General features: G+C 41.4%; 16 protein-coding genes. 12 read left to right on the top strand and 4 right to left on the bottom strand.

The window, feature by feature from the left end:
- Positions 1-100: 100 nt before the first annotated feature.
- The 8 genes from rplK (at position 101) to cysK (ending at position 13,177) form a co-directional block, all read left to right on the top strand.
- Positions 101-529 (top strand): 50S ribosomal protein L11, encoded by a 429-nt coding sequence (gene rplK, locus E0H77_RS07420; protein ID WP_131315287.1) that lies wholly within the window; start codon positions 101-103, stop codon positions 527-529.
- Between the two features lie 3 nt (positions 530-532).
- Complete coding sequence (gene rplA / locus E0H77_RS07415) at positions 533-1,228, top strand: 50S ribosomal protein L1 (protein WP_131315286.1); 696 nt, start codon at positions 533-535, stop codon at positions 1,226-1,228.
- 307 nt (positions 1,229-1,535) lie between these two features.
- Positions 1,536-2,042 (top strand): 50S ribosomal protein L10, encoded by a 507-nt coding sequence (gene rplJ, locus E0H77_RS07410; RefSeq protein WP_004749884.1) that lies wholly within the window; start codon positions 1,536-1,538, stop codon positions 2,040-2,042.
- Positions 2,043-2,090: 48 nt separating this feature from the next.
- Positions 2,091-2,459: a 50S ribosomal protein L7/L12 gene (gene rplL / locus E0H77_RS07405; RefSeq protein ID WP_131315285.1), complete on the top strand. Its 369-nt coding sequence runs from the start codon at positions 2,091-2,093 to the stop codon at positions 2,457-2,459.
- 307 nt (positions 2,460-2,766) lie between these two features.
- The gene (gene rpoB / locus E0H77_RS07400) at positions 2,767-6,852 is read left to right on the top strand and encodes a DNA-directed RNA polymerase subunit beta (protein ID WP_131376420.1); all 4,086 of its coding nucleotides are present in this window, start codon (positions 2,767-2,769) and stop codon (positions 6,850-6,852) included.
- An 87-nt stretch (positions 6,853-6,939) separates the two neighbouring features.
- Positions 6,940-11,133, top strand: coding sequence for a DNA-directed RNA polymerase subunit beta' (rpoC, locus tag E0H77_RS07395; protein ID WP_131315283.1), 4,194 nt, complete (start codon positions 6,940-6,942; stop codon positions 11,131-11,133).
- Between the two features lie 226 nt (positions 11,134-11,359).
- The gene (locus tag E0H77_RS07390; RefSeq protein ID WP_131376417.1) at positions 11,360-12,001 is read left to right on the top strand and encodes a hypothetical protein; all 642 of its coding nucleotides are present in this window, start codon (positions 11,360-11,362) and stop codon (positions 11,999-12,001) included.
- Positions 12,002-12,175: 174 nt separating this feature from the next.
- Positions 12,176-13,177, top strand: a complete 1,002-nt coding sequence (gene cysK, locus E0H77_RS07385; protein WP_131376414.1) for a cysteine synthase A — start codon at positions 12,176-12,178, stop codon at positions 13,175-13,177.
- Positions 13,178-13,235: 58 nt separating this feature from the next.
- Here the strand turns inward: cysK and E0H77_RS07380 are convergent, their stop codons facing one another.
- On the bottom strand, positions 13,236-14,201 hold the full coding sequence (locus E0H77_RS07380) for a cation diffusion facilitator family transporter (RefSeq protein WP_131376411.1): 966 nt from the start codon (positions 14,199-14,201) through the stop codon (positions 13,236-13,238).
- Positions 14,202-14,331: 130 nt separating this feature from the next.
- Positions 14,332-15,705 carry an amino acid permease gene (locus tag E0H77_RS07375; RefSeq protein ID WP_131376407.1) on the bottom strand — a complete coding sequence of 458 codons (1,374 nt, stop codon included), beginning with the start codon at positions 15,703-15,705 and terminating at the stop codon, positions 14,332-14,334.
- A gap of 239 nt (positions 15,706-15,944) precedes the next feature.
- Here E0H77_RS07375 and E0H77_RS07370 point away from each other — a divergent pair, with 239 nt between their 5' ends.
- The 4 genes from E0H77_RS07370 (at position 15,945) to htpG (ending at position 20,108) form a co-directional block, all read left to right on the top strand.
- Positions 15,945-16,301, top strand: coding sequence for a YMGG-like glycine zipper-containing protein (locus tag E0H77_RS07370; RefSeq protein WP_004902478.1), 357 nt, complete (start codon positions 15,945-15,947; stop codon positions 16,299-16,301).
- A gap of 669 nt (positions 16,302-16,970) precedes the next feature.
- The gene (locus tag E0H77_RS07365; protein ID WP_131376404.1) at positions 16,971-17,576 is read left to right on the top strand and encodes an OmpW/AlkL family protein; all 606 of its coding nucleotides are present in this window, start codon (positions 16,971-16,973) and stop codon (positions 17,574-17,576) included.
- 161 nt (positions 17,577-17,737) lie between these two features.
- Positions 17,738-18,085, top strand: coding sequence for a lysozyme inhibitor LprI family protein (locus tag E0H77_RS07360; RefSeq protein ID WP_131376400.1), 348 nt, complete (start codon positions 17,738-17,740; stop codon positions 18,083-18,085).
- A 100-nt stretch (positions 18,086-18,185) separates the two neighbouring features.
- On the top strand, positions 18,186-20,108 hold the full coding sequence (gene htpG, locus E0H77_RS07355; RefSeq protein WP_131376397.1) for a molecular chaperone HtpG: 1,923 nt from the start codon (positions 18,186-18,188) through the stop codon (positions 20,106-20,108).
- Between the two features lie 71 nt (positions 20,109-20,179).
- Here the strand turns inward: htpG and E0H77_RS07350 are convergent, their stop codons facing one another.
- Positions 20,180-21,091 (bottom strand): cation diffusion facilitator family transporter, encoded by a 912-nt coding sequence (locus E0H77_RS07350; protein WP_131376394.1) that lies wholly within the window; start codon positions 21,089-21,091, stop codon positions 20,180-20,182.
- 179 nt (positions 21,092-21,270) lie between these two features.
- Entirely contained in the window at positions 21,271-22,203 is a 933-nt protein-coding gene (locus tag E0H77_RS07345) for a hypothetical protein (protein WP_228258303.1), read from the bottom strand.
- Positions 22,204-22,261 lie beyond the last annotated feature (58 nt).

The following is a 22,261-nucleotide window of genomic DNA, read 5'->3' as shown; positions in this document are numbered from 1 at the left end:
TGGAAAACGCCCGATTTATTCGGGCATTGTTATTGTAACAATTATGTTGCAAAAGATAGTTGGGGAGCCTAGCGGCGTTTGCACCCAGAGGTAATTTAAAATGGCTAAGAAGATTGACGGCTATATCAAGCTGCAAGTTCCAGCTGGTAAAGCAAATCCATCTCCACCGATTGGTCCTGCATTGGGTCAACGTGGTGTAAACATCATGGCATTCTGTAAAGAATTCAATGCTGCGACTCAAAAACTTGAAGTTGGTTTGCCAATTCCTGTCGTGATCACTGTGTACAACGATAAATCGTTCACATTCATCATGAAAACTCCTCCTGCATCTATTCTTCTTAAGAAAGCTGCCGGTATCCAAAAGGGTTCACCTGTACCAAACAAAACTAAAGTTGGTAAGTTGACTCGTGCTCAATTGGAAGAAATCGCGACTACTAAAGAACCAGATTTAACTGGTGCTGATTTAGACGCACGTGTTCGTACCATCGCTGGTTCTGCACGTTCTATGGGCTTGGAAGTGGAGCTATAAGACATGGCAAAGTTAACTAAACGTCAAAAAGCCATTGCTGCTGCTGTTGAAGCAAACAAAGTTTACACTTTGGAAGAAGCAGTACAAGTTCTTGCGAGCCTTCCTGCTGCTAAATTCAAAGAGTCTTTGGATGTTGCGGTAAACCTAGGTGTTGATCCTCGTAAATCTGACCAAGTTGTTCGTGGCGCGACTACACTTCCTGCAGGTACTGGTAAAACTGTACGTGTTGCAGTGTTTGCTCAAGGTGCAAATGCAGAAGCAGCTAAAGCTGCTGGTGCAGACATCGTTGGTTTTGATGATCTTGCTGAGAGCATCCAAGGTGGCAACCTTGACTTTGATGTAGTCATTGCTGCTCCAGACGCAATGCGCGTTGTCGGTAAATTGGGTACGATTCTTGGTCCACGCGGCTTGATGCCAAACCCGAAAGTGGGTACGGTTACTCCAGACGTTGCAAATGCAGTTAAAAATGCAAAATCTGGTCAAGCACGTTACCGTGTAGACAAAGCGGGTATTATCCACGCTGCGATCGGTCAAGTAGGTTTCTCTGCTGAAGCTGTTCGTCAAAACGTTGAAACTTTGATTGCTGACTTGAAAAAGTTAAAACCAGCAACTTCTAAAGGTGTATACATCAAAAAGATCACTTTGAGCTCAACTATGGGTCCTGGTCTTACTGTTGATGTAAGCAACGTTTCTAACTAAGTTCCGGCTTAGAACAGAATTTTAAAGCCCTGATAGGGAAAAGTGTTAATAGTAAGTCATTGATTTTCTTTTACACTTAAGCAATGTATTGCTTTCTCATCAGGCGGACTTTGAATTGATAAATGTAAATTTATCAGCGTCAAAGACCTCGGGCGAGGAAAGTTTTTTTAGAACTTTTTTCTTAAAAATTCAGTCCGAGTAGACGCGGTGGTGTGATTTATTCATCCTCCGCGTGTAAGTTCGAAAGAGCTTACGAATTGGGAGTGTACTTGTAAAAAGTACATAGATCACCGTTAGGAGGTTTACGATGGCTCTTCTTATCGAAGACAAAAAACAGATCGTTGCAGAAGTAAACGAAGTTGCTTCTAAAGCGTTTTCTGCTGTTGTTGCTGACTACCAAGGTTTAACTGTAGAAGCATTGACACAATTACGTGTTGAAGCTCGTAAGCTAGGTGTTAATACGCGTATCGTTCGTAACACTTTGGCTAAACGTGCGTTCGAAGGTACTCAGTTTGATATCTTGAACGACAACCTTGTTGGTCCAACAATCCTTGGTTTTTCAACTTCTGAAGACGACATGGGTGCAGCTGCACGCTTGTTCGAAGAATTTGCAAAAACTAACAAAGCATTTGAACTTAAAGCTGCCGCATTTGATGGCAAGGTTTATGTAGGTGCTGAAGTTAGCGTAATTGCAAATCTTCCGAACCAAGAAAAAGCGCTTACTATGCTTGCCAGTGTTCTTCAAGCTCCTATTTCGAAATTGGGTCGCCTCATTACAGCGCTCAAAGAGAAAAACGAGCCAGAAGCTGCATAAGCTTAAATTTATTTACACACCATTCAATTTCCATTTGGAGTTATTCTCATGGCTTTAACTAACGAAGAAATTTTAAACGCAGTTGCTGAAAAAACTGTTCTTGAACTTGTTGAACTTATCTCTGCTTTTGAAGAGAAATTCAACGTATCTGCTGCTGCTGTAGCTGTTGCTGCTGCTCCTGGCGCTGCTGCTGCTGTTGAAGAACAAACTGAATTCAACGTTGAGTTGACTTCTTTCGGTGCTAACAAAGTTGCGGTTATTAAAGCAGTTCGTGAAGCTACTGGCCTTGGTCTTAAAGAAGCTAAAGATCTTGTTGAAAGCGCTCCTTCAGTTGTTAAAGAAGCAGTTTCTAAAGAAGAAGGCGAAGAACTTAAGAAAAAACTTGAAGCAGCTGGTGCTACAGTTACACTTAAGTAATTTGCAGAGGAGTCAATTGTTTTTAATTGGCTCCTAAAAAATGGCTGATGGCTCTTGGGTCATCAGCCTTTTTGCGTTACAATAATCGGCTCGATTTTTGTTCTTATCGAATGAAAACGAATATTTTATAAAATAACGCAATATATCAAACGCTTACCAATATTTTTCAATAAAAAATATTGTTAAGCGTTTTATTACCACTCTAAATTGCAGCATTTGTAAGTAGTGGTGGCCATATCGGCTTGCGTCATTCCATCTAAATCTGAACTGCAGGCGGATTTAGTTTTGTACTTTCCGAGGACTCCAAATGGCATACTCATATACCGAAAAAAAACGGATCCGTAAGAATTTTGGTAATTTGCCTAAAGTGATGGACGTTCCGTACTTGCTTTCGATTCAAGTCGACTCGTACAGAACATTCTTACAAGATGGTAAAACACCAAAAAATCGAGAAGATATCGGTCTTCAGGCCGCATTTCGTTCAGTTTTTCCAATCGAAAGTTATTCTGGCAATGCTGCTTTAGAATTTGTTGAGTATAGCCTTGGTAAGCCAGAGTTTGATGTTCGCGAATGTATTCTTCGTGGCTCAACTTATGCGGCACCAATGCGCGTAAAAATTCGCTTGATCATTAAAGATCGCGAAACTAAATCAATCAAAGACGTTCGTGAACAAGAAGTCTATATGGGTGAAATGCCACTCATGACGGAAAATGGTACGTTCGTGATTAACGGGACTGAGCGTGTAATCGTATCTCAGTTGCACCGTTCTCCTGGCGTATTCTTTGACAGTGACAAAGGTAAAACTCACGCCAACAAAACTTTATATTCTGCTCGTATTATTCCTTACCGTGGTTCATGGTTGGATTTCGAATTTGATATTAAAGATTTGGTCTATGTACGTATTGACCGTCGTCGTAAATTGTTGGCAACGGTTATTTTACGTGCGCTGAATTACACTGACGAACAAATCCTGAACTTGTTCTATGAAAAAGTTCCTGTATATGTCGATATGGGTAGTTACCAGATTGAATTGGTTCCAGATCGCCTGCGTGGTGAAATGGCACAGTTCGATATTGCAGACAACTCAGGTAAAGTGATTGTTGAACAAGGTAAACGTATCAACGCACGTCATGTACGTCAAATGGAAGCTTCAGGCCTGACTAAACTGCCTGTTCCAGATGAATACTTGTATGAGCGTATTATTGCAGAAAACGTGACTTTACGTGATGGTGAAGTGATTCCTGCAAATACCTTGCTGAGCCATGACATTATGGTGAAATTGGCTGAAGGTGGTGTTAAGCAATTTAACATCCTGTTTACCAATGATATTGACCGTGGTTCATTTATTGCAGATTCTTTACGCGCAGATACAACGTCTAGTCGTGATGAAGCATTGGTTGAAATTTATAAAGTGATGCGCCCAGGCGAGCCACCAACCAAAGAAGCAGCAGAAAACTTGTTCCATAACTTGTTCTTCTCTACAGAACGTTATGACTTGTCACCTGTAGGCCGTATGAAGTTTAACCGTCGTTTGGGTCGCCCATACGAAGTGGGTACAGATCAGAAATCTCGCGAAGTTGAAGGTATCTTGTCGAACGACGATATCATTGATGTAATGCGTATCTTGATCGAAATCCGTAACGGTAAAGGTGAAGTTGACGATATCGACCACTTGGGTAACCGTCGTGTTCGTTCTGTTGGTGAAATGACTGAGAACCAATTCCGTGTTGGTTTGGTTCGTGTTGAACGTGCTGTAAAAGAGCGTTTAAGCCAAGCAGAAACTGATAACTTGTCTCCACAAGATTTGATCAATGCTAAACCTGTCGCTGCGGCAATCAAAGAATTCTTTGGTTCAAGCCAGTTGTCTCAGTTTATGGATCAAAACAACCCGTTGTCTGAGATTACACACAAACGTCGTGTATCAGCACTTGGACCTGGTGGTTTGACACGTGAACGCGCAGGCTTTGAAGTGCGTGACGTACACCATACACACTATGGTCGCGTATGTCCGATTGAAACGCCTGAAGGTCCAAACATTGGTTTGATTAACTCGCTTTCTGTTTATGCGAAGGCCAATGACTTCGGTTTCTTGGAAACTCCGTACCGCAAAGTTGTTGATGGTCGTGTTACTGAAGAAACTGAATACCTTTCTGCAATTGAAGAAGTGGGTACAGTAATTGCGCAAGCCGACTCAGCAGTTGATGCTGAAGGTAACTTGATCGATGAGATGGTTACAGTTCGTCACCAAGGTGAAACTGTACGTATGCCTCCTGAAAAAGTGACGCATATGGATGTATCTGCACAGCAGGTTGTATCTGTTGCTGCATCATTGATTCCATTCCTTGAACACGATGATGCGAACCGTGCATTGATGGGTTCAAACATGCAACGTCAGGCTGTTCCGACGTTACTTGCTGACAAGCCACTTGTTGGTACAGGTATGGAAGCAAACGTAGCACGTGACTCTGGTGTGTGTGTGATTGCTAACCGTGGCGGTGTAATCGAGTTTGTTGATGCTTCGCGTGTGGTTATTCGTGTTCATGAAGATGAGATGATTGCTGGTGAAGCCGGTGTCGACATCTATAACTTGATCAAATACACACGTTCAAACCAAAACACATGTATCAACCAAAAAGTTCTTGTGAACTTGGGTGATAAAGTGGGTCGCGGTGATGTATTGGCTGATGGTCCTTCTACCGATGGCGGTGAGTTGGCACTTGGTCAAAACATGCGTGTTGCGTTCATGACATGGAACGGTTTCAACTACGAAGACTCGATCTTGCTTTCTGAGCGTGTACTTCAAGAAGACCGTTTAACCTCTATTCATATCCAAGAATTGTCATGTGTTGCACGTGATACTAAATTGGGCGCAGAAGAAATTACGGCTGATATTCCTAACGTTGGTGAAGCTGCACTGTCTAAACTGGATGAGTCTGGTATCGTTTACATTGGTGCTGAAGTAACAGCAGGGGACATCCTTGTTGGTAAAGTGACACCAAAAGGCGAAACTCAGTTAACTCCAGAAGAAAAATTGCTTCGTGCTATCTTTGGTGAAAAAGCGGCTGACGTAAAAGACTCTTCTTTGCGTGTGCCATCAGGTACTAAAGGTACAGTCATCGACGTTCAAGTCTTTACTCGTGATGGTTTAGAGAAAGATGATCGTGCACAAGCAATTGAAAAAGCACAACTTGATGCTTACCGTAAAGATTTGAAAGAAGAATTCAAAATCTTTGAAGAAGCAGCACGTGAACGTATTATTCGCTTGTTAACAGATCAAGAATCTAATGGCGGCGGTACAACTAAACGTGGTGACAAGCTTGCTGAATCTGTTCTATCAGGTCTTGAGCTGGTTGATCTGCTTGAAATCCAACCGACTGATGAAGCAATCGCTGAACGTTTAAGTCAAATTCAAGTGTTCTTGAAAGAGAAGAGCGCTGAAATTGATGAGAAATTTGCTGAGAAAAAACGCAAACTTGCAACAGGTGACGAACTTACAACTGGCGTATTGAAAGTTGTAAAAGTTTACTTGGCAGTGAAACGTCGTATCCAGCCTGGTGATAAAATGGCGGGTCGTCACGGGAACAAAGGTGTTGTATCAAACATCTTGCCTGTAGAAGACATGCCACACGATGCCAATGGTGTTCCTGTCGACGTGGTATTAAACCCACTAGGCGTACCATCACGTATGAACGTGGGTCAGATTTTGGAAACTCACTTAGGTTTGGCTGCAAAAGGTCTGGGCGAGCAAATCGACAAGATGCTTAAACAGCAACGCACGCTGGCTGAACTGCGTGATTTCCTTGACAAGATCTATAACAAAGTCGGTGGCGAGCAAGAAGAACTTGACTCATTGACTGATGAAGAAATCTTGAAACTTTCAGGTAACCTACGTAAAGGCGTGCCTTTGGCAACACCTGTATTTGATGGTGCTGAAGAAAGCCAAATCAAAGAGTTACTTGACCTTGCAGGCTACTCGAAGACTGGTCAGATGGACTTGTACGATGGTCGTACAGGTGAGAAATTTGATCGTCCTGTCACTGTTGGTTATATGTACATGCTCAAATTGAACCACTTGGTTGATGACAAGATGCATGCGCGTTCAACAGGTTCTTACTCGCTTGTAACTCAACAGCCGCTTGGTGGTAAAGCACAGTTCGGTGGTCAGCGTTTCGGTGAGATGGAAGTCTGGGCACTTGAAGCATACGGTGCAGCATACACACTTCAAGAAATGCTCACTGTGAAGTCGGATGACGTTGAAGGTCGTACCCGCATCTATAAGAACATTGTAGATGGCAACCATTATATGGATCCAGGTATGCCTGAATCATTCAACGTATTGACCAAAGAGATCCGTTCTTTAGGTATCAACATTGAACTGAAAAATGGTGACTAAGCCCTAAACTGCTTAGATTTTTCAGGAAAAAACAATATTTGTGACCCAGCCGAGCGAGTTATGCTCCTCGGCACACGGAGAAAAAAATTGAAAGACTTGCTCGATATCATGCGTAAGAAGACGGACTCTGACGGTCATGCTCCAGTAGAGTTTGATCGCATCCGTATTGGTCTTGCGTCACCAGAAATGATTAAGTCGTGGTCTCACGGTGAAGTTAAAAAGCCAGAGACAATCAACTACCGTACTTTTAAACCAGAACGTGATGGTTTATTCTGTGCCAAAATCTTTGGTCCAGTAAAAGATTACGAATGCTTGTGTGGCAAATACAAGCGTATGAAATATAAAGGCGTCATTTGTGAAAAATGTGGCGTTGAAGTAACAACTGCGAAAGTTCGTCGTGAACGTATGGGTCACATTGAACTTGCATCACCAGTTGCACATATTTGGTTCTTAAAATCATTACCAAGCCGTATAGGTTTGCTTCTTGATATGACACTTCGTGATATCGAACGTGTATTGTATTTCGAATCATACGTTGTTACCGATCCTGGTATGACTCCGTTCGAGAAGTATCAACTTCTGACTGATGAAGAATACTTCAATGCACTTGAAGAACACGGTGATGAATTCACTGCGAAAATGGGTGCAGAAGCAGTTCAAGACTTGTTGAAAGACATCGATCTTGAAGCTGAAATCACACGTTTACGTGAAGAAATTCCTCAAACAACTTCTGAAACGAAGTTGAAAAAAGCGTCTAAGCGCTTGAAATTGATGGAAGCATTCAAAGAGTCAAACAACAAGCCAGAATGGATGGTGATGAATGTACTTCCAGTACTTCCACCAGACTTGCGTCCGCTTGTACCACTTGAAGGTGGTCGTTTCGCGACTTCTGACTTGAACGACCTTTACCGTCGTGTGATCAACCGTAACAACCGTTTGAAACGCCTTCTTGACTTGGCTGCACCAGATATCATCGTACGTAACGAAAAACGTATGTTACAAGAGTCTGTGGATGCCTTGTTAGACAACGGTCGTCGTGGTCGTGCGATTACAGGTTCGAACAAACGTCCGCTTAAATCTTTGGCTGATATGATCAAAGGTAAGCAAGGTCGTTTCCGTCAAAACTTGTTGGGTAAACGTGTTGACTATTCTGGCCGTTCGGTAATTACCGTAGGTCCATCTTTACGTTTGCACCAGTGTGGTCTTCCGAAGAAAATGGCACTTGAACTATTCAAGCCGTTTATTTTCGCGAAACTACAAGCTTCAGGTCAGGCAACAACCATTAAAGCTGCGAAGAAAATGGTTGAACGCGAGACTCCAGAAGTTTGGGACGTTCTTGCATCTGTGATTCGTCAGCATCCAGTGATGTTGAACCGTGCGCCAACACTTCACCGTTTGGGTCTTCAAGCATTTGAACCGATCCTGATTGAAGGTAAAGCGATCCGTCTACACCCACTCGTATGTACAGCGTTTAACGCCGACTTCGACGGTGACCAAATGGCGGTACACGTACCATTAACACTTGAAGCTCAACTTGAAGCTCGTGCGTTAATGATGTCAACCAACAACATCTTGTCACCTGCCAACGGTGAGCCGATTATCGTACCTTCTCAGGACGTGGTCTTGGGTCTTTACTACATCACACGTGATGCGGTAAATGCCAATGGCGAAGGCATGGTGTTTGCGGATACTCACGAAGTGAACCGTGCGCTTGCAACAGGTCAAGTGGCAATGCACGCTCGTGTAAAAGCACGTGTACACCAAACTGTAATTAACGAAAATGGCGAACGTGAAAAACAAACCATTATTGTTGATACGACACCTGGTCGCTGCTTACTTTGGGAAATCGTACCTGAAGGTCTAAGCTTCGAGTCAATCAACCTTGAGATGACCAAGAAAAACATCTCAAAACTGATCAACTCTTGCTACCGTAAATTAGGTCTAAAAGATACCGTTATCTTTGCTGACCAATTGATGTACTTGGGCTTCCGTCAAGCGACTCGCTCTGGTGTATCTGTGGGTATGGAAGACATGCTCATTCCACCACAAAAACAAGCAATTATTGCCAAAGCAGAAGCCGAAGTTCGTGAAATCGAACAACAGTTCGAACAAGGTTTCGTAACTGCGGGTGAACGCTATAACAAAGTGGTCGATATCTGGGCACGTACCAACGACCAAGTTGCTAAAGCGATGATGGACAACTTGTCTTATACCTTTGTGAAAAACAAGAAAGGTGAAGACGAGAAGCAAAAATCATTTAACAGCATTTATATGATGTCTGACTCTGGTGCGCGTGGTAGTGCTGCACAGATTCGTCAGTTGGCAGGTATGCGTGGTTTGATGGCGAAACCAGATGGTTCGATCATTGAAACGCCAATTAAAGCGAACTTCCGTGAAGGTTTGACAGTACTTCAGTACTTTATTTCAACCCACGGTGCGCGTAAAGGTTTGGCGGATACTGCATTAAAAACTGCGAACTCTGGTTACTTGACACGTCGTCTTGTAGACGTTGCACAAGACTTGGTAATTACTGAACCTGACTGTGGTACAGCGGGCGGTCTAGTCATGACTCCACTCATTCAAGGTGGTGACGTGATTGAGCCATTACGTGATCGCGTATTGGGTCGTGTAACTGCAGAAGACGTAAAACGTGCATCTGATGATGAAGTTGTATTGCCTCGTGGTACTTTAATTGACGAGAAAATTGCAGCTTATCTTGAAGAAGCAGGTGTCGATGAAGTTAAAGTTCGTTCGGTTGTAAACTGTGAATCTACATTTGGTGTATGTGCACGTTGTTACGGCCGTGACTTGGCTCGTGGTCACTTGGTAAACCCAGGTGAATCTGTTGGTGTAATGGCAGCACAGTCAATTGGTGAACCAGGTACACAGTTAACCATGCGTACGTTCCACGTAGGTGGTGCAGCGAGCCGAACTTCTGCGGCAAACAGCGTACAAGTGCGTAACAAAGGTACTGTGCGTTTCCACAATGTGAAAACTGTACAACATACCAAAGGTCATTTGGTTTCTGTTTCACGTTCAGGTGAAATCGGTATTGCAGATGATTTAGGTCGTGAACGCGAGCGTTATAAACTTCCTTACGGTGCAAGCATTGTACTGAAAGATGGTGAAGTGGTTGAAGCTGGTGGTATCGTTGCGACTTGGGATCCGCATACCCATCCATTGGTAACAGAAGTTGCTGGTAAAGTACGCTTCTCGCAAATCGCTGATGGCGTAACTGCAACATCTAAAACTGATGATGCAACTGGTATGACAACAGTTGAAATCTTGCCTGTAACTGCACGTCCTGTCGCTGGTAAAGATATGCGTCCTGCGATCGTGCTTGATACGGCTGATGGTACTGAACAGTTCTACTTCTTGCCACAAAACACAATCGTAACCGTACGTGATGGTGAAACGATTGGTGTGGGTGACGTTATTGGTCGTGTACCACAAGAAACGTCACGTACTCGTGACATTACTGGTGGTTTGCCACGTGTTGCGGACTTGTTCGAAGCGCGTAAACCGAAAGAACATGCAATCTTGGCTGAAGTGTCAGGTGTTGTAAGCTTCGGTAAAGAAACCAAAGGTAAGAACCGTTTGGTTATTGCTCCAGATGATGGCTCTGAAATCTATGAAGAGCTTATTCCGAAATGGCGTACCATTAACGTGTTCGAAGGCGAGCATGTCAACCGTGGTGAAACCATTTCTGATGGTCCACAAAACCCACATGACATCTTACGCTTGAAAGGCGAAGTGGCGTTGACCAACTACATCGTGAACGAAGTTCAGGACGTTTATCGTCTGCAAGGTGTAAAAATCAACGATAAGCACATTGAAGTCATCGTACGTCAAATGTTGCGTAAAGTTGATATCACTGATGGTGGCGATACAAGCTTCATCAAAGGTGAGCAAGTCGATTACATCCGCATGGTACAAGAAAACCAAGCAGTTGCAGCGCAAAACAAATTCCCAGCGAAATTTGAGCGTCAATTGATGGGTATTACCAAAGCGTCGCTTTCTACTGACTCGTTCATTTCTGCTGCATCGTTCCAGGAAACCACTCGTGTGTTAACTGAAGCGGCTGTAACAGGTAAAGAAGATGAGTTGCGTGGTCTGAAAGAGAACGTGGTTGTAGGTCGTTTGATTCCTGCAGGTACAGGTCTTGCGTATCACTTGGAACGTCGTCGTCAAGAAGCTGAAGCTGCGGAGTTTGAACTTCACAACGACTTTAGCGATGTTGACCAAGCGTTTAGCCAAGCATTAAATGAAAGCCAATTCTAAGTTTGAATTGACTGACTAAAAAAGAGAGCCTTTCGAGGCTCTTTTTTTGTTTATATACTTTGCAAGTAATTGTTATCTAATAATGATTAAATTGCTTAAATTAGAGGTAGTTAAAAAACTTAAGCTTCAATAAAAAGAAGAGATTTACAGAATGGAAAATGAATTTTTTTTAGAAAAGATATTAATAGCGCTAAGGTATATTATCTTCATACTTGTTATAGGATAGTTGGCAATATTTATCAATGAAGTTATTAATATTGCTAGTAAATTACAAGATAAGCACTCTACTTTTAGTTTTATGAGTTATCTAGTTGCTATTCTACAAGTTACTGGAATTAAGGGGCTATTTACAATAATTCTAACTTTATTGGGTTTGTATATTAGTATTAAAAATTATTTAAGGAAACATGGAAATAAAGTAGCAGCTGCTTTTGGGATTGCAAATGGAGAGAGAACATTAATTCTTGTAAACAAGAAGGATAAGCCATTAATAATTAATTCATTTTACTTATTACTAAATAATAAAGTCTTTGTTCAACTTGAATGTGAAGGTACAAATCATAGTGTGACCAACTTTGAAATAGTAAAACCTTATGAAACATTAGTTAAGGTAATTACTGGAGATAAATTTTGTTTTCAAGCACAAGAAATTGAAAATTTTGATAGATATTTAGATGATCAGAACATAAAAAGAGAAATATTCTTACATACTGTAGATGGTTTGATACGATGTGATTTTTTGAGAATTGAGCCTCTTATTATCAAATTAATGAAACATAATAAATTCTTACTGGTTCAGAATATATCAAATTCTCAAAGTGTACTAAATGCTAAAGAGCCAATAAATTTTGACAAATATTTATATTAAAATTTTTAGTTAAATCTCTTTAGAACTTAATTAAGTAGAACAGGTTTTGCTTAGCCATTTAAAGAATATGTTTAGCATAAAAATTCATAAATAGGATTCTGGATTATTTGAGATTGTGAATTAAAACGGTTTATGATCTTGAAATAGCCTTTAAAAAACTATTCAGGAAGACTTATGACAACAGATGCACAATTTCCAACGCCAGCCAATTTAGGTATTGCGGTTTATGCCAATAACGCCGAAGCAATTGGTAACACGCCACTGGTTCGCATTAACCGTATTATTCAAGGTGGGGCAACTGTACTGGCAAAAGTTGAAAGCCGTAACCCTGCATTTTCAGTGAAATGCCGCGTGGGTGCAGCACTGGTCGCGGATGCTGAAAAACGTGGTGTGCTGAAAGCAGGCATGCATATTGTTGAGCCAACCAGTGGTAATACGGGCATTGCTTTAGCATTTGTTGCGGCTGCAAAAGGTTATCCGATTACCTTAACTATGCCTGCCAGCATGAGTCTAGAGCGTCGTAAAGTACTGAAGGCACTTGGTGCAAACTTGGTACTGACTGAACCTGCAAAAGGGATGAAAGGTGCGGTAGATGAAGCAGTACGCCTTGCCACTGAACAGCCAGAACTTTACTTCCTGCCACAGCAGTTTGAAAACCCTGCCAACCCGCAAATCCACCAAGACACGACAGGCCCTGAAATTTGGCAGGCGACAGGCGGTCAAGTCGATATTTTGGTGTCAGGCGTTGGAACTGGCGGTACTATTACGGGAATTTCACGCTACTTTGAACAAGTACAAAACAAGCCATTGTACTCAGTTGCTGTTGAACCTGCAGAATCACCAATTATTAGCCAACACCAACGTGGCGAAGATCTTACTCCAGCACCACATAAAATTCAGGGTATTGGCGCAAACTTTATTCCTAAAAACTTAGACCTGAGTTTAGTCGATGAAGTTTTACCAATTGCCAGTGAAGAAGCTTTGGAATGGGCACGTAAAACTGCAACCCAAGAAGGGATCTTGGTGGGTATTTCATGTGGTGCAGCATTGGCAGCAGCAGCGAAACTGGCTGCACGTCCTGAAAATGCTGGAAAAACTATAGTCGTGATTTTGCCAGATAGCGGCGAGCGCTATTTGTCTTCAGTCTTGTTTGAAGGTTTGTTTGCTGAAGCATAAGCCTAGCCTACAAAGTGAAGTTGTAAAAAGACAAGGTAAATGCCTTGTCTTTTTTATCTTAGGTTTTATCTTGCTGTACGCTGCGGCGACGTTCTGCCAAGCGTTGTAGCCAGACCTGCTTAGTCTGTGGTTTGATAAATAAACCGACAATTTCAGGGTGCATGTGTTTGACATGGGTTTCCAGACGGTTAACACAAGTTTCGATCTCATCTGAAGTCAGATTATCTTTAAACTCCAAACTGAGTGAGGCGATCACCTGATGTGCACCCATTTGCTGGGTCAGTACGCCATTGGCATGTAGTACAGCATAATCTTGCTGTACCAGTTCTAAAATATGCTTCGGCAGCGCAGGATCGGCAGATTCTCCCATCAGTAGACCTTTGGTTTCCCGTGCCATAAAAAATGCCACCACCGCCAAAATACAGCCAATCAGGATAGATGCAACACCATCCAGCACAGGGGCGTGATAATAATGCGAGAGAAATACACCCAAGAAGGCAATCATTAAACCTAATAGTGCCGCGCTATCTTCAAATAAAACGGTAAAAGTGGTGGGGTCTTTGCTTTTGCGAAAGGCTTCAAAATATCCCATATTGCCTTTGTATTTGCGAAAACCTTTGAGTGCCAGCAACCAAGAAAACCCTTCACACACAAACGCAATCATAAGAATGACATAGTTAATCATTGGTGAAGTAATGGCTTCAGGTTCAGCAATATGATGAAGGCCTTGATAAATCGACACCACTGCACCCAGTGCAAAAACCAGTAACGCTACAATAAATGACCAGAAATACAGTTCACGCCCATAACCAAACGGATGCTCTTCATCGGGCGCTTGCTGGGATTTTTTTAAACCGTGCAATAACAAAATTTCGTTGAGTGTATCGACCACCGAATGCACCGCTTCGCTGAGCATGGCGGCACTAGAGGTGAGAAAAGCCGCAATAAACTTAGCCACCGCAATAATTAGATTGCCAAGTAAAGCAATATAAATGACACGGCGGTTGCTGTAGGCTTTTTTCATAGATGGCCCTCAAAATAATCTAGGAATCTGGTTTTGATTAATTGATATTGTACGCTTTGACCAATTGATAATCATAAAAAATGCCCTGCTGGGTGTGCCAGCAAGGCATTCAAATCATGTGAAATAAGTTCTAGAGTTTTGATCGGTTTTTCGGTTTAACTAAAAACTTATGTGCGACTGCAAGGAGGACGAGCCAAATTGCTCCGACATAGAGCGCTGGGCGTGAGTCTGGAAAATAACCAATCATGGCAATCACAAAAATCATAAATGCTGTGGCAATGATTGGCGCAACAGGCCAACCGATAATTGGGAAATCCAGTTTCTTGATATCTTCCGCACTGAGTTTTTTACGCATGCCCATTTGTGCCAGTAAGATCATGAGCCATACATAAACGGTTGCAAATGTTGCAATTGAAGCAATGATTTCAAAGACATTTTCTGGAATCAGATAGTTTAAAACCACACCAACCAAAAGCACGAGGGTCATGACCACAACAGGCATCAGTGGTGCGCCATTTTTTGAGGTTTTACAGAAAATTTTGGGTGCATGACCTTTGAGTGCCATACCGTACATCATGCGACCTGCGCCAAATACATCACTGTTGATGGCAGAAATAGCGGCAGTAATGACCACGATGTTCAGGATTGCTGCTGCTGATTTAATGCCTAGACCTTTAAAAATCTGAACGAATGGGCTACCTGCAGTTCCAATTTGGTTCCATGGAAAAATTGACATCAATACAAAAATCGTGAGGACATAGAACAGAATAATACGGATCGGCACGGCATTGATGGCACGTGGAATCGCAGTTTTCGGGTCTTGGGTTTCGCCTGCAGTCACCCCAATAATTTCAATTCCACCAAATGCAAATACCACCACGGAGAAACAGGCAATAAAACCAGAAATTCCGTTTGGCATAAAGCCACCATGCTGCCACAAATTGGCGATGCCTGGGGTAAAGTCACTGTTTGGTATGTGCATGCCATACAGCATGATGCCAAAACCACCCAAAATCATGGCAATAATTGCCGTGACCTTGACAATAGACAGCCAGAACTCGACTTCACCATAGACTTTGACATGAATCAGGTTAATCGCGCCCAAGAATAAAATGACTGAGAGTACCCAAATCCAGCGCGGAACATCGGGAAACCAAAAACCCATGTAAATACCAAATGCGGTCACATCGGCAATCGCCACAATGACCATTTCAAAGACATACGTCCAACCCGTGGTAAAACCTGCCAATGGGCTGAGATACTCAGAGGCATAATGGCTAAATGAGTCTGAAACAGGGTTGTGTACCGCCATCTCACCGAGTGCGCGCATCACGATATAAATGGCGACACCTGCAATCATATAGGCAAGTAAAACAGATGGTCCTGCCTGCTTGATTGCAGATGCCGAACCATAAAATAACCCCGTTCCAATCGCTGAACCTAGCGCAAGGAAACGGATGTGGCGCGTATTTAACCCGCGCCGTAAAGTAGATGTCTCTGACATTGTTCACTCCAATTCATGCGCGCATATTGTATAGAAGCTTGACTGTGAGTTCACACAATATTTGCCCAGCTTCAGTATTTCCTGATGAATACTGAAGAATTTGTGCTATATGCGTGTCTTTTGATCAATTACAAAAAAAAGTAATAAAACGATTGGTTGTAACAAAATGTGATGATTTTTTACTACAAAAAAGTTTAGTCTGATACTGAACAACAGCATAGTCTATTAGGAGCAAAATGATGAAAAAATTACTCGGTTTATGCGCACTTACTGCCTTATCTGGCATGATGCTGGTTGGCTGCCAAAGTATGTCACCTTCTGAGCAAAGTATTGGTGCGGCAGCGTTAGGTGGTGCAATTGGTGGTGGTGCAGGGAACCATGTGGGCGGTGGTCTAGGTGCAGGCGTTGGTGCTGCTGCAGGTGCAGGTATCGCTAGCCATACCCAAAATGGTAGTTCAAGAACCACAACAGGTAGCGCAATTGGCGCAGGTGTGGGCGCGGTCATTGGTAAAGCGGTATTAGGTGGTGATGCAGGCGCAGCAATCGGTGGTGCAATTGGTGGGGGCGCTGGCGCTGCCATCCAAGAAAACAAATAAACGGTTTTCGTATGGGTTCATAGGGCTATACTTCGGATAGCCCTTTATTTTTTTAATCAACAATCATGTCATAAAATTTAATTAAAACAATAAATTATTTAATTTTTTTAAAACTAAACATCAGTTTGGTTAACGCCTGTTCAGCTATTTAAGTGAATCCAGATTTGCCAAATTGAAACAGTTGTGCCGTGCTATGGAAATGTCTTGGAGTCAGATCTTGGTACAGGTTGAATCTTGTATTAGAGATACTGGTTTTTTGCAAAAGTAAAAAATAAGCTCAGCATAATAATCACAAATCACAAATCACAAATCACAAATCACAAATCACAAATCACAAATCACAAATCACAAATATTATTTTTAAAATAAACTTGTTTCATAATCTATTTTGTTTATGATAATTAATTATAATAAATCAGATTAAAATAGTTTGAATAATGATTTTATAATCATATTAAAATGGTTGGATTAATAAAAATTAAATCAGATTAAAATGGTTTGATATAATAAATTGAGATTTAAAAACCCAACTAAATTAATATGATTTAAAAATAAATTTTAATTAAAACAATATATTATAAATAATATTCTGATTGTTGTTAAAAAATGTATTGCATTCGTTTAAATCAGCTTTTAATATTTAGTTAATTTATAAAAGGGGTTGTAAACATGTTGAAAAAAACATTAGTCCTAGCATTATTAGCGGCTTCTTCTGCAACATTTGCAGGTAATTGGCAAGTGAAAGTTGGTGGTAGTGTTGTTGCTCCATCAGAAGATAATAATACATTGGCAAATGGTGCATTAACGCATGTTAAAGCTGACAGTGCATACAGCTTTACACCATCTGTAGAATATTTCTTTGGTGAAAGTAATGTTTCTGCTGAATTGTTGTTGGCAACACCATTGAAGCATGATGTAAAAACAAATGGTCAAAAAATTGCGTCTTTTAAAGAATTACCACCGACATTGACTGTTAAATATAATTTTAAAAACTCGACTCGCTTTACCCCATATATTGGTGTAGGTGCGACAGCAGTGATCCCATGGGGTGAAAAAATTGCTGTTGATGGTGCTAAGCTTAAAGCCGACAATGCTTATGGCGTTGCTGGTCAGGTTGGTTTTAACTTCCAACCTGCTGATGCGAAAAATTGGGGTGTCTTCGTAGATGTCCGTTATGCAGATATTGGTTCTGACCTTAAACTCAATGGTACAAAAATTGGTACTTTAGATGTGAATCCTTGGGTTTATACTATCGGTTATAGCTACCGTTTCTAAGTCTCTTTGCAACAGAGTTAGAATTAAAAACCTCATTCATTTGAATGAGGTTTTTTTATGCCTGATACAGTGATGTACTGAATTGCCATATAAATATGATGGGTTGGATAAGCTTGAAGCTTTAGATTAGAGTGATCAAATGGATTGTAGAGGAAAGTGTGATGACTCGATTATCTATGGGATTTTGTATTTTGGTCTTGGGAGTTTATTCGCAAGCTCAGGCTGCCAGTTTTTCTTGTGACAAAGCCAGTTTAAAGGCAGAAAAATCCATTTGCCAGCGACGTTCACTGAATGATGCTGACGTGAAAATGGCAACCACCTATCAAATTATTCTGCACGCTTTGCCAATGGGTGGACGTGACCAACAGAAAGAAATTCAATGGCAATGGCTCAAATCACGTAATGCCTGTGGAGCAAATATTTCTTGCTTAATCAAAGCTTATCAGCAGCGCCAACAACAGCTCGATACAATCATTCAGCAACGTATTTTGAATCATGGGCCTTTTTAGTGTGAAAAAAATTATAGGGTAAGCATTGAAAAATTTCAGAATTACTCCATTCATAATGCATTCAAGAAAAAATACCGATGTATATTTAAAGGAGTGATTCATGAGCGAACAAAAAGCTTCACAAAATTATAGTTTCCAAGCAGAAGTTGCCCAGCTTTTGCATCTCGTGACGCATTCACTATATTCCAACCCAGAAATCTTCCTACGCGAATTGATTTCGAATGCGTCAGATGCGTGTGATAAATTGCGTTTTGAAGGCATCAATCACCCAGAATTTTATGAAGATGATGCTGATTTACATGTCTGTGTCAGTCTGGACAAAGACCAGAAAACCATCACTATTTCCGACAACGGAATTGGTTTAAGCGCGCAAGAAGCCATTGAAAATTTGGGTACGATTGCGAAGTCAGGTACTAAAGACTTTATGTCGAAGCTGACAGGTGATCAAAAATCCGATGCACAACTGATTGGTCAGTTTGGTGTTGGCTTCTACTCAGGTTTTATTGTTGCCAATAAAATTACAGTCGAGTCACGCCGTGCAGGTGTGGCTGCCTCTGAAGGGGTTCGCTGGATTAGTGGTGGTACAGGCGAGTTTGAAGTTGAACAAATTGAAAAAGCATCGCGTGGTACAGACATTATTTTGCATTTGCGTGAAGATGCACTCGATTACTTAGAATCTTATAAAGTTAAACAAATCATCAATAAGTACTCTGACCACATCAGCTTGCCAATTCAAATGCAAAAAGAAGTTTGGCAACAAGAAGAAACCGTAGAGGGTGAAGAACCGAAAGCAGGTCAGTATGTAAAAACTGATGAGTGGGAAGCAATTAACTCGGCAAATGCATTGTGGACACGTAGCAAGAGTGACGTGACGGAAGAACAGTATGTTGAGTTCTATAAGAATTTAACCCATGACTATGAAGCACCATTGGCGTGGGCGCATAACCGTGTTGAAGGCAATACTGAATATACACAATTGTTGTATATTCCAAGCAAAGCATCCCAAGATATTTTCACCCGCGAAGCCAAAGCAGGCATTAAGCTGTACGTAAAACGCGTGTTTATTATGGATGATGCGGATAACCTGATTCCAAACTATTTGCGTTTTGTACAAGGTGTAGTGGACAGTGCTGACTTGCCACTAAATGTCAGCCGTGAATTACTGCAAGAAAGCCGCGATGTAAAAACTATTCGTGAAGGTAATGCGCGCCGTATCTTGACCGTGATTGATGGCTTGGCAAAATCAGAAGATGAAAAAGATCAGGAAAAATTCAAGCAGTTCTATGCTGAATTTGGCGCTGTCTTGAAAGAAGGTTTGGGTGAAGACTTTGGTAATCGTGAACGTATTTTAAAAATCTTACGTTTTGCAACTTCAAGCAATGATGAGATCAGCACCTCTTTAGTTGACTATAAAGCACGCATGAAAGAAGGGCAAAAAGCCATCTATTACGTGACTGCTGACAGTTTGGCGGCTGCGAAAAACTCGCCACAGCTAGAAATCTTCAAGAAAAAAGGCATCGAAGTGTTGCTCATGGCAGACCGTGTCGATGAATGGGCAATGAACTTTGTCCATGAGTTCGATGGTACGCCAATGCAAAGCGTGTCTAAAGGTGCGGTGGACTTGGGCGACTTACAGGATACTGAAGAGAAGAAAGCGCTAGAAAAAGCTGCCGAAGACTTTAAACCTATAGTCGACAAACTGTCTGACTCACTTAAAGCCAAAACCAAGGAAGTGCGTGTAACTACACGTTTGGTCGATTCACCTGCATGTTTGGTGACGAGTGAAGGCGAGCTATCACCACAGTTGCTACGTATGTTGAAACAGGCAGGTCAGGCGGTTCCTGAAAGTAAACCAATTCTTGAAATTAACCCTGAACACCCATTGGTGAAAAAACTTGATCACTCAGAGCAGTTTGATGACTTAGCCAATGTGATCTTTGATCAGGCAGTGATTGCAGAAGGTGGCTTGCCTGAAGACCCAGCAGCATATGTAAAACGAATTAACAGCCTGTTATTAAAATAATAGTTTGTTAAATCTAAAAAGCCTCTGTAAATCAGAGGCTTTTTTGCTTCTTTATCGAGATGAAGCTAGATTTATACCGGGTCAATATGGGTAATCACATCAATCACGCGATGTTTTTGCATAATCTGATTGCGTACATTGACTGCAATATCATGACCTTCACGTACACTGAGTGAACCATCCACTTCGATATGTGCATCAACAATAATCATGTCACCCATTTTACGGCTACGAATATTATGCACACCACTGATGCCTGCTGTGGTTAAAAAGGTTTTACGAATGGCTTCGACTTCATGTTCATCGGCAGCACGATCCATTAAATCACTGAGTGCATCCCATCCAAACTCAACACCCATTTTTAAAATAATACAGCCAACAATTAGGGCTGCTATCGGGTCTAAAATCGGATAACCCATGAGATTTCCAATAATCCCGACCATCACCACCAAAGATGACGCCGCATCCGAACGCGCATGCCACGCATTTGCGACCAGCATGCTGGATTTGACTTGTTTGGCGATACGAAGCATGTAACGAAATAGCAGTTCTTTAGCGATCAGGGCAGTCGCTGCAACATAAATCGCAACGCTATGTACTTGTGCAATCTGTTCATGATGCATAATTTTATTAATTGCAGAGATCGACATGCCAACCCCGACACCGATCAATAGAAGTCCTAGCACAAAAGAAGCTGCATTTTCAAAGCGATAATGCCCAAATGGGTGATCATCATCGGCATCTTTCTGGCTAAAGTGATTGGCAATTAATACAATAAAGTCAGCAACTAAATCACTTAAAGAATGAATACCATCGGCCACTAGACCTTGCGATTTAGAAAAAATACCGATCAGGATTTGCAAAATAGATAGACATAAATTGACGACCACGCTGACCCAAGTGGTTTTACTGGCAGCTTTAGCCCGTTGTTCTGGATGAATCAAATCATCTTCATGAGTATCATCAAAATGCGGTATCAACATAATTAAAATGCAAGATCAGCAGAAGGAAAGCCAAGTTTACGCTATTTTTTAACCAAATTGAATTGGTATTTTTTAAAAAATATTTAAAAATCAGTTATTTAATTAATAATAATCTTGAGGATATTGAAAATAATTTCACTTTAGAAATGCTTCTTATCTTGATCAACACATTCGTCGGTTTAGAAGTTAGTTTCAAATTGTAGTGAGGTACTAAAAATATGTTTTCCCTCATTACTGGTTAACTCCTTGTAATAAGACACTTCATTTTCGATATAAATCCAGTTGTACAATAATGGTCTTCGCCAAGAGACATAAGGTCCCCAGCTTTGTAATTCGATATCACGCTTGGTCTTGTCATAAATACCGCTCGAATAAATACCATAAGTTAAACGCTTGTCGTTAGGAAATTGCTGCTGACGAAAGAGATGGTTATCCCAAGTGTAGGTTTCATCAAAGGTTTTGACGACTGAAAACTGTGTTGATGCAAGCGTTGTTTTAGACTCGTGCTGTGTCAGTTTAAAATTGGTTTCCGAATAGTTACGGCTTTGTGCGCCATAGCGAAAAGTTTGCGCTGCGTCAAAGCTAAATTTGGGGGTGAGCTTCCAGTTTTTCTCGGCACTGAGTTCAACATAGACATCAGAAGGCGAATTTGAACCGAGGTTCATATCATTTTGAAAAGGTAACATTTGGGATAAATCAGAGAGCACATGCTTGACCCAGTGATTGTCTGTACTGATTTTTTTACGCGCTGTCTTCTCTGTATGATTTTCGCCAAAAATGCGGCGTTTACGGCGATTTTGCTCAGCTTTTTGTGCTTTTTGTGACAAAGAATCTTGAGAAAATACAGCCATGAGTTCATTGCTGAGCTGTTGTGAATAGGGGTCAAACTCAGGCGCATACGTATTTTCGGGTACATTTTGGAATGGCGAAAGCGACCATAAATATGTGGGTTGCAGATTGTGTAACCGGCAGATATTTTCATTGGAAAATGAGAATAAGTGGTGTTGCTGTTCTTGGCTAAGCAGTTGGTTGGCAGCAGTATTTGTAGAAACAAGTAGTGCCACAATCAGCAATTTTCGATCTAGAAAAGCATTGAAATAAATCATGGGCATAAAGGCATCAAAAACATTGATGTAGCATATGAGAATAAATCTGCTATTTTAAAAGCTG

The sequence above is a fragment of the Acinetobacter brisouioides genome, from assembly GCF_004331075.1.
Classification (GTDB): Bacteria; Pseudomonadota; Gammaproteobacteria; order Pseudomonadales; family Moraxellaceae; genus Acinetobacter.
Note: the sequence above shows the minus strand (reverse complement) of the source record. Positions and strands in the feature narration are given on the sequence as shown.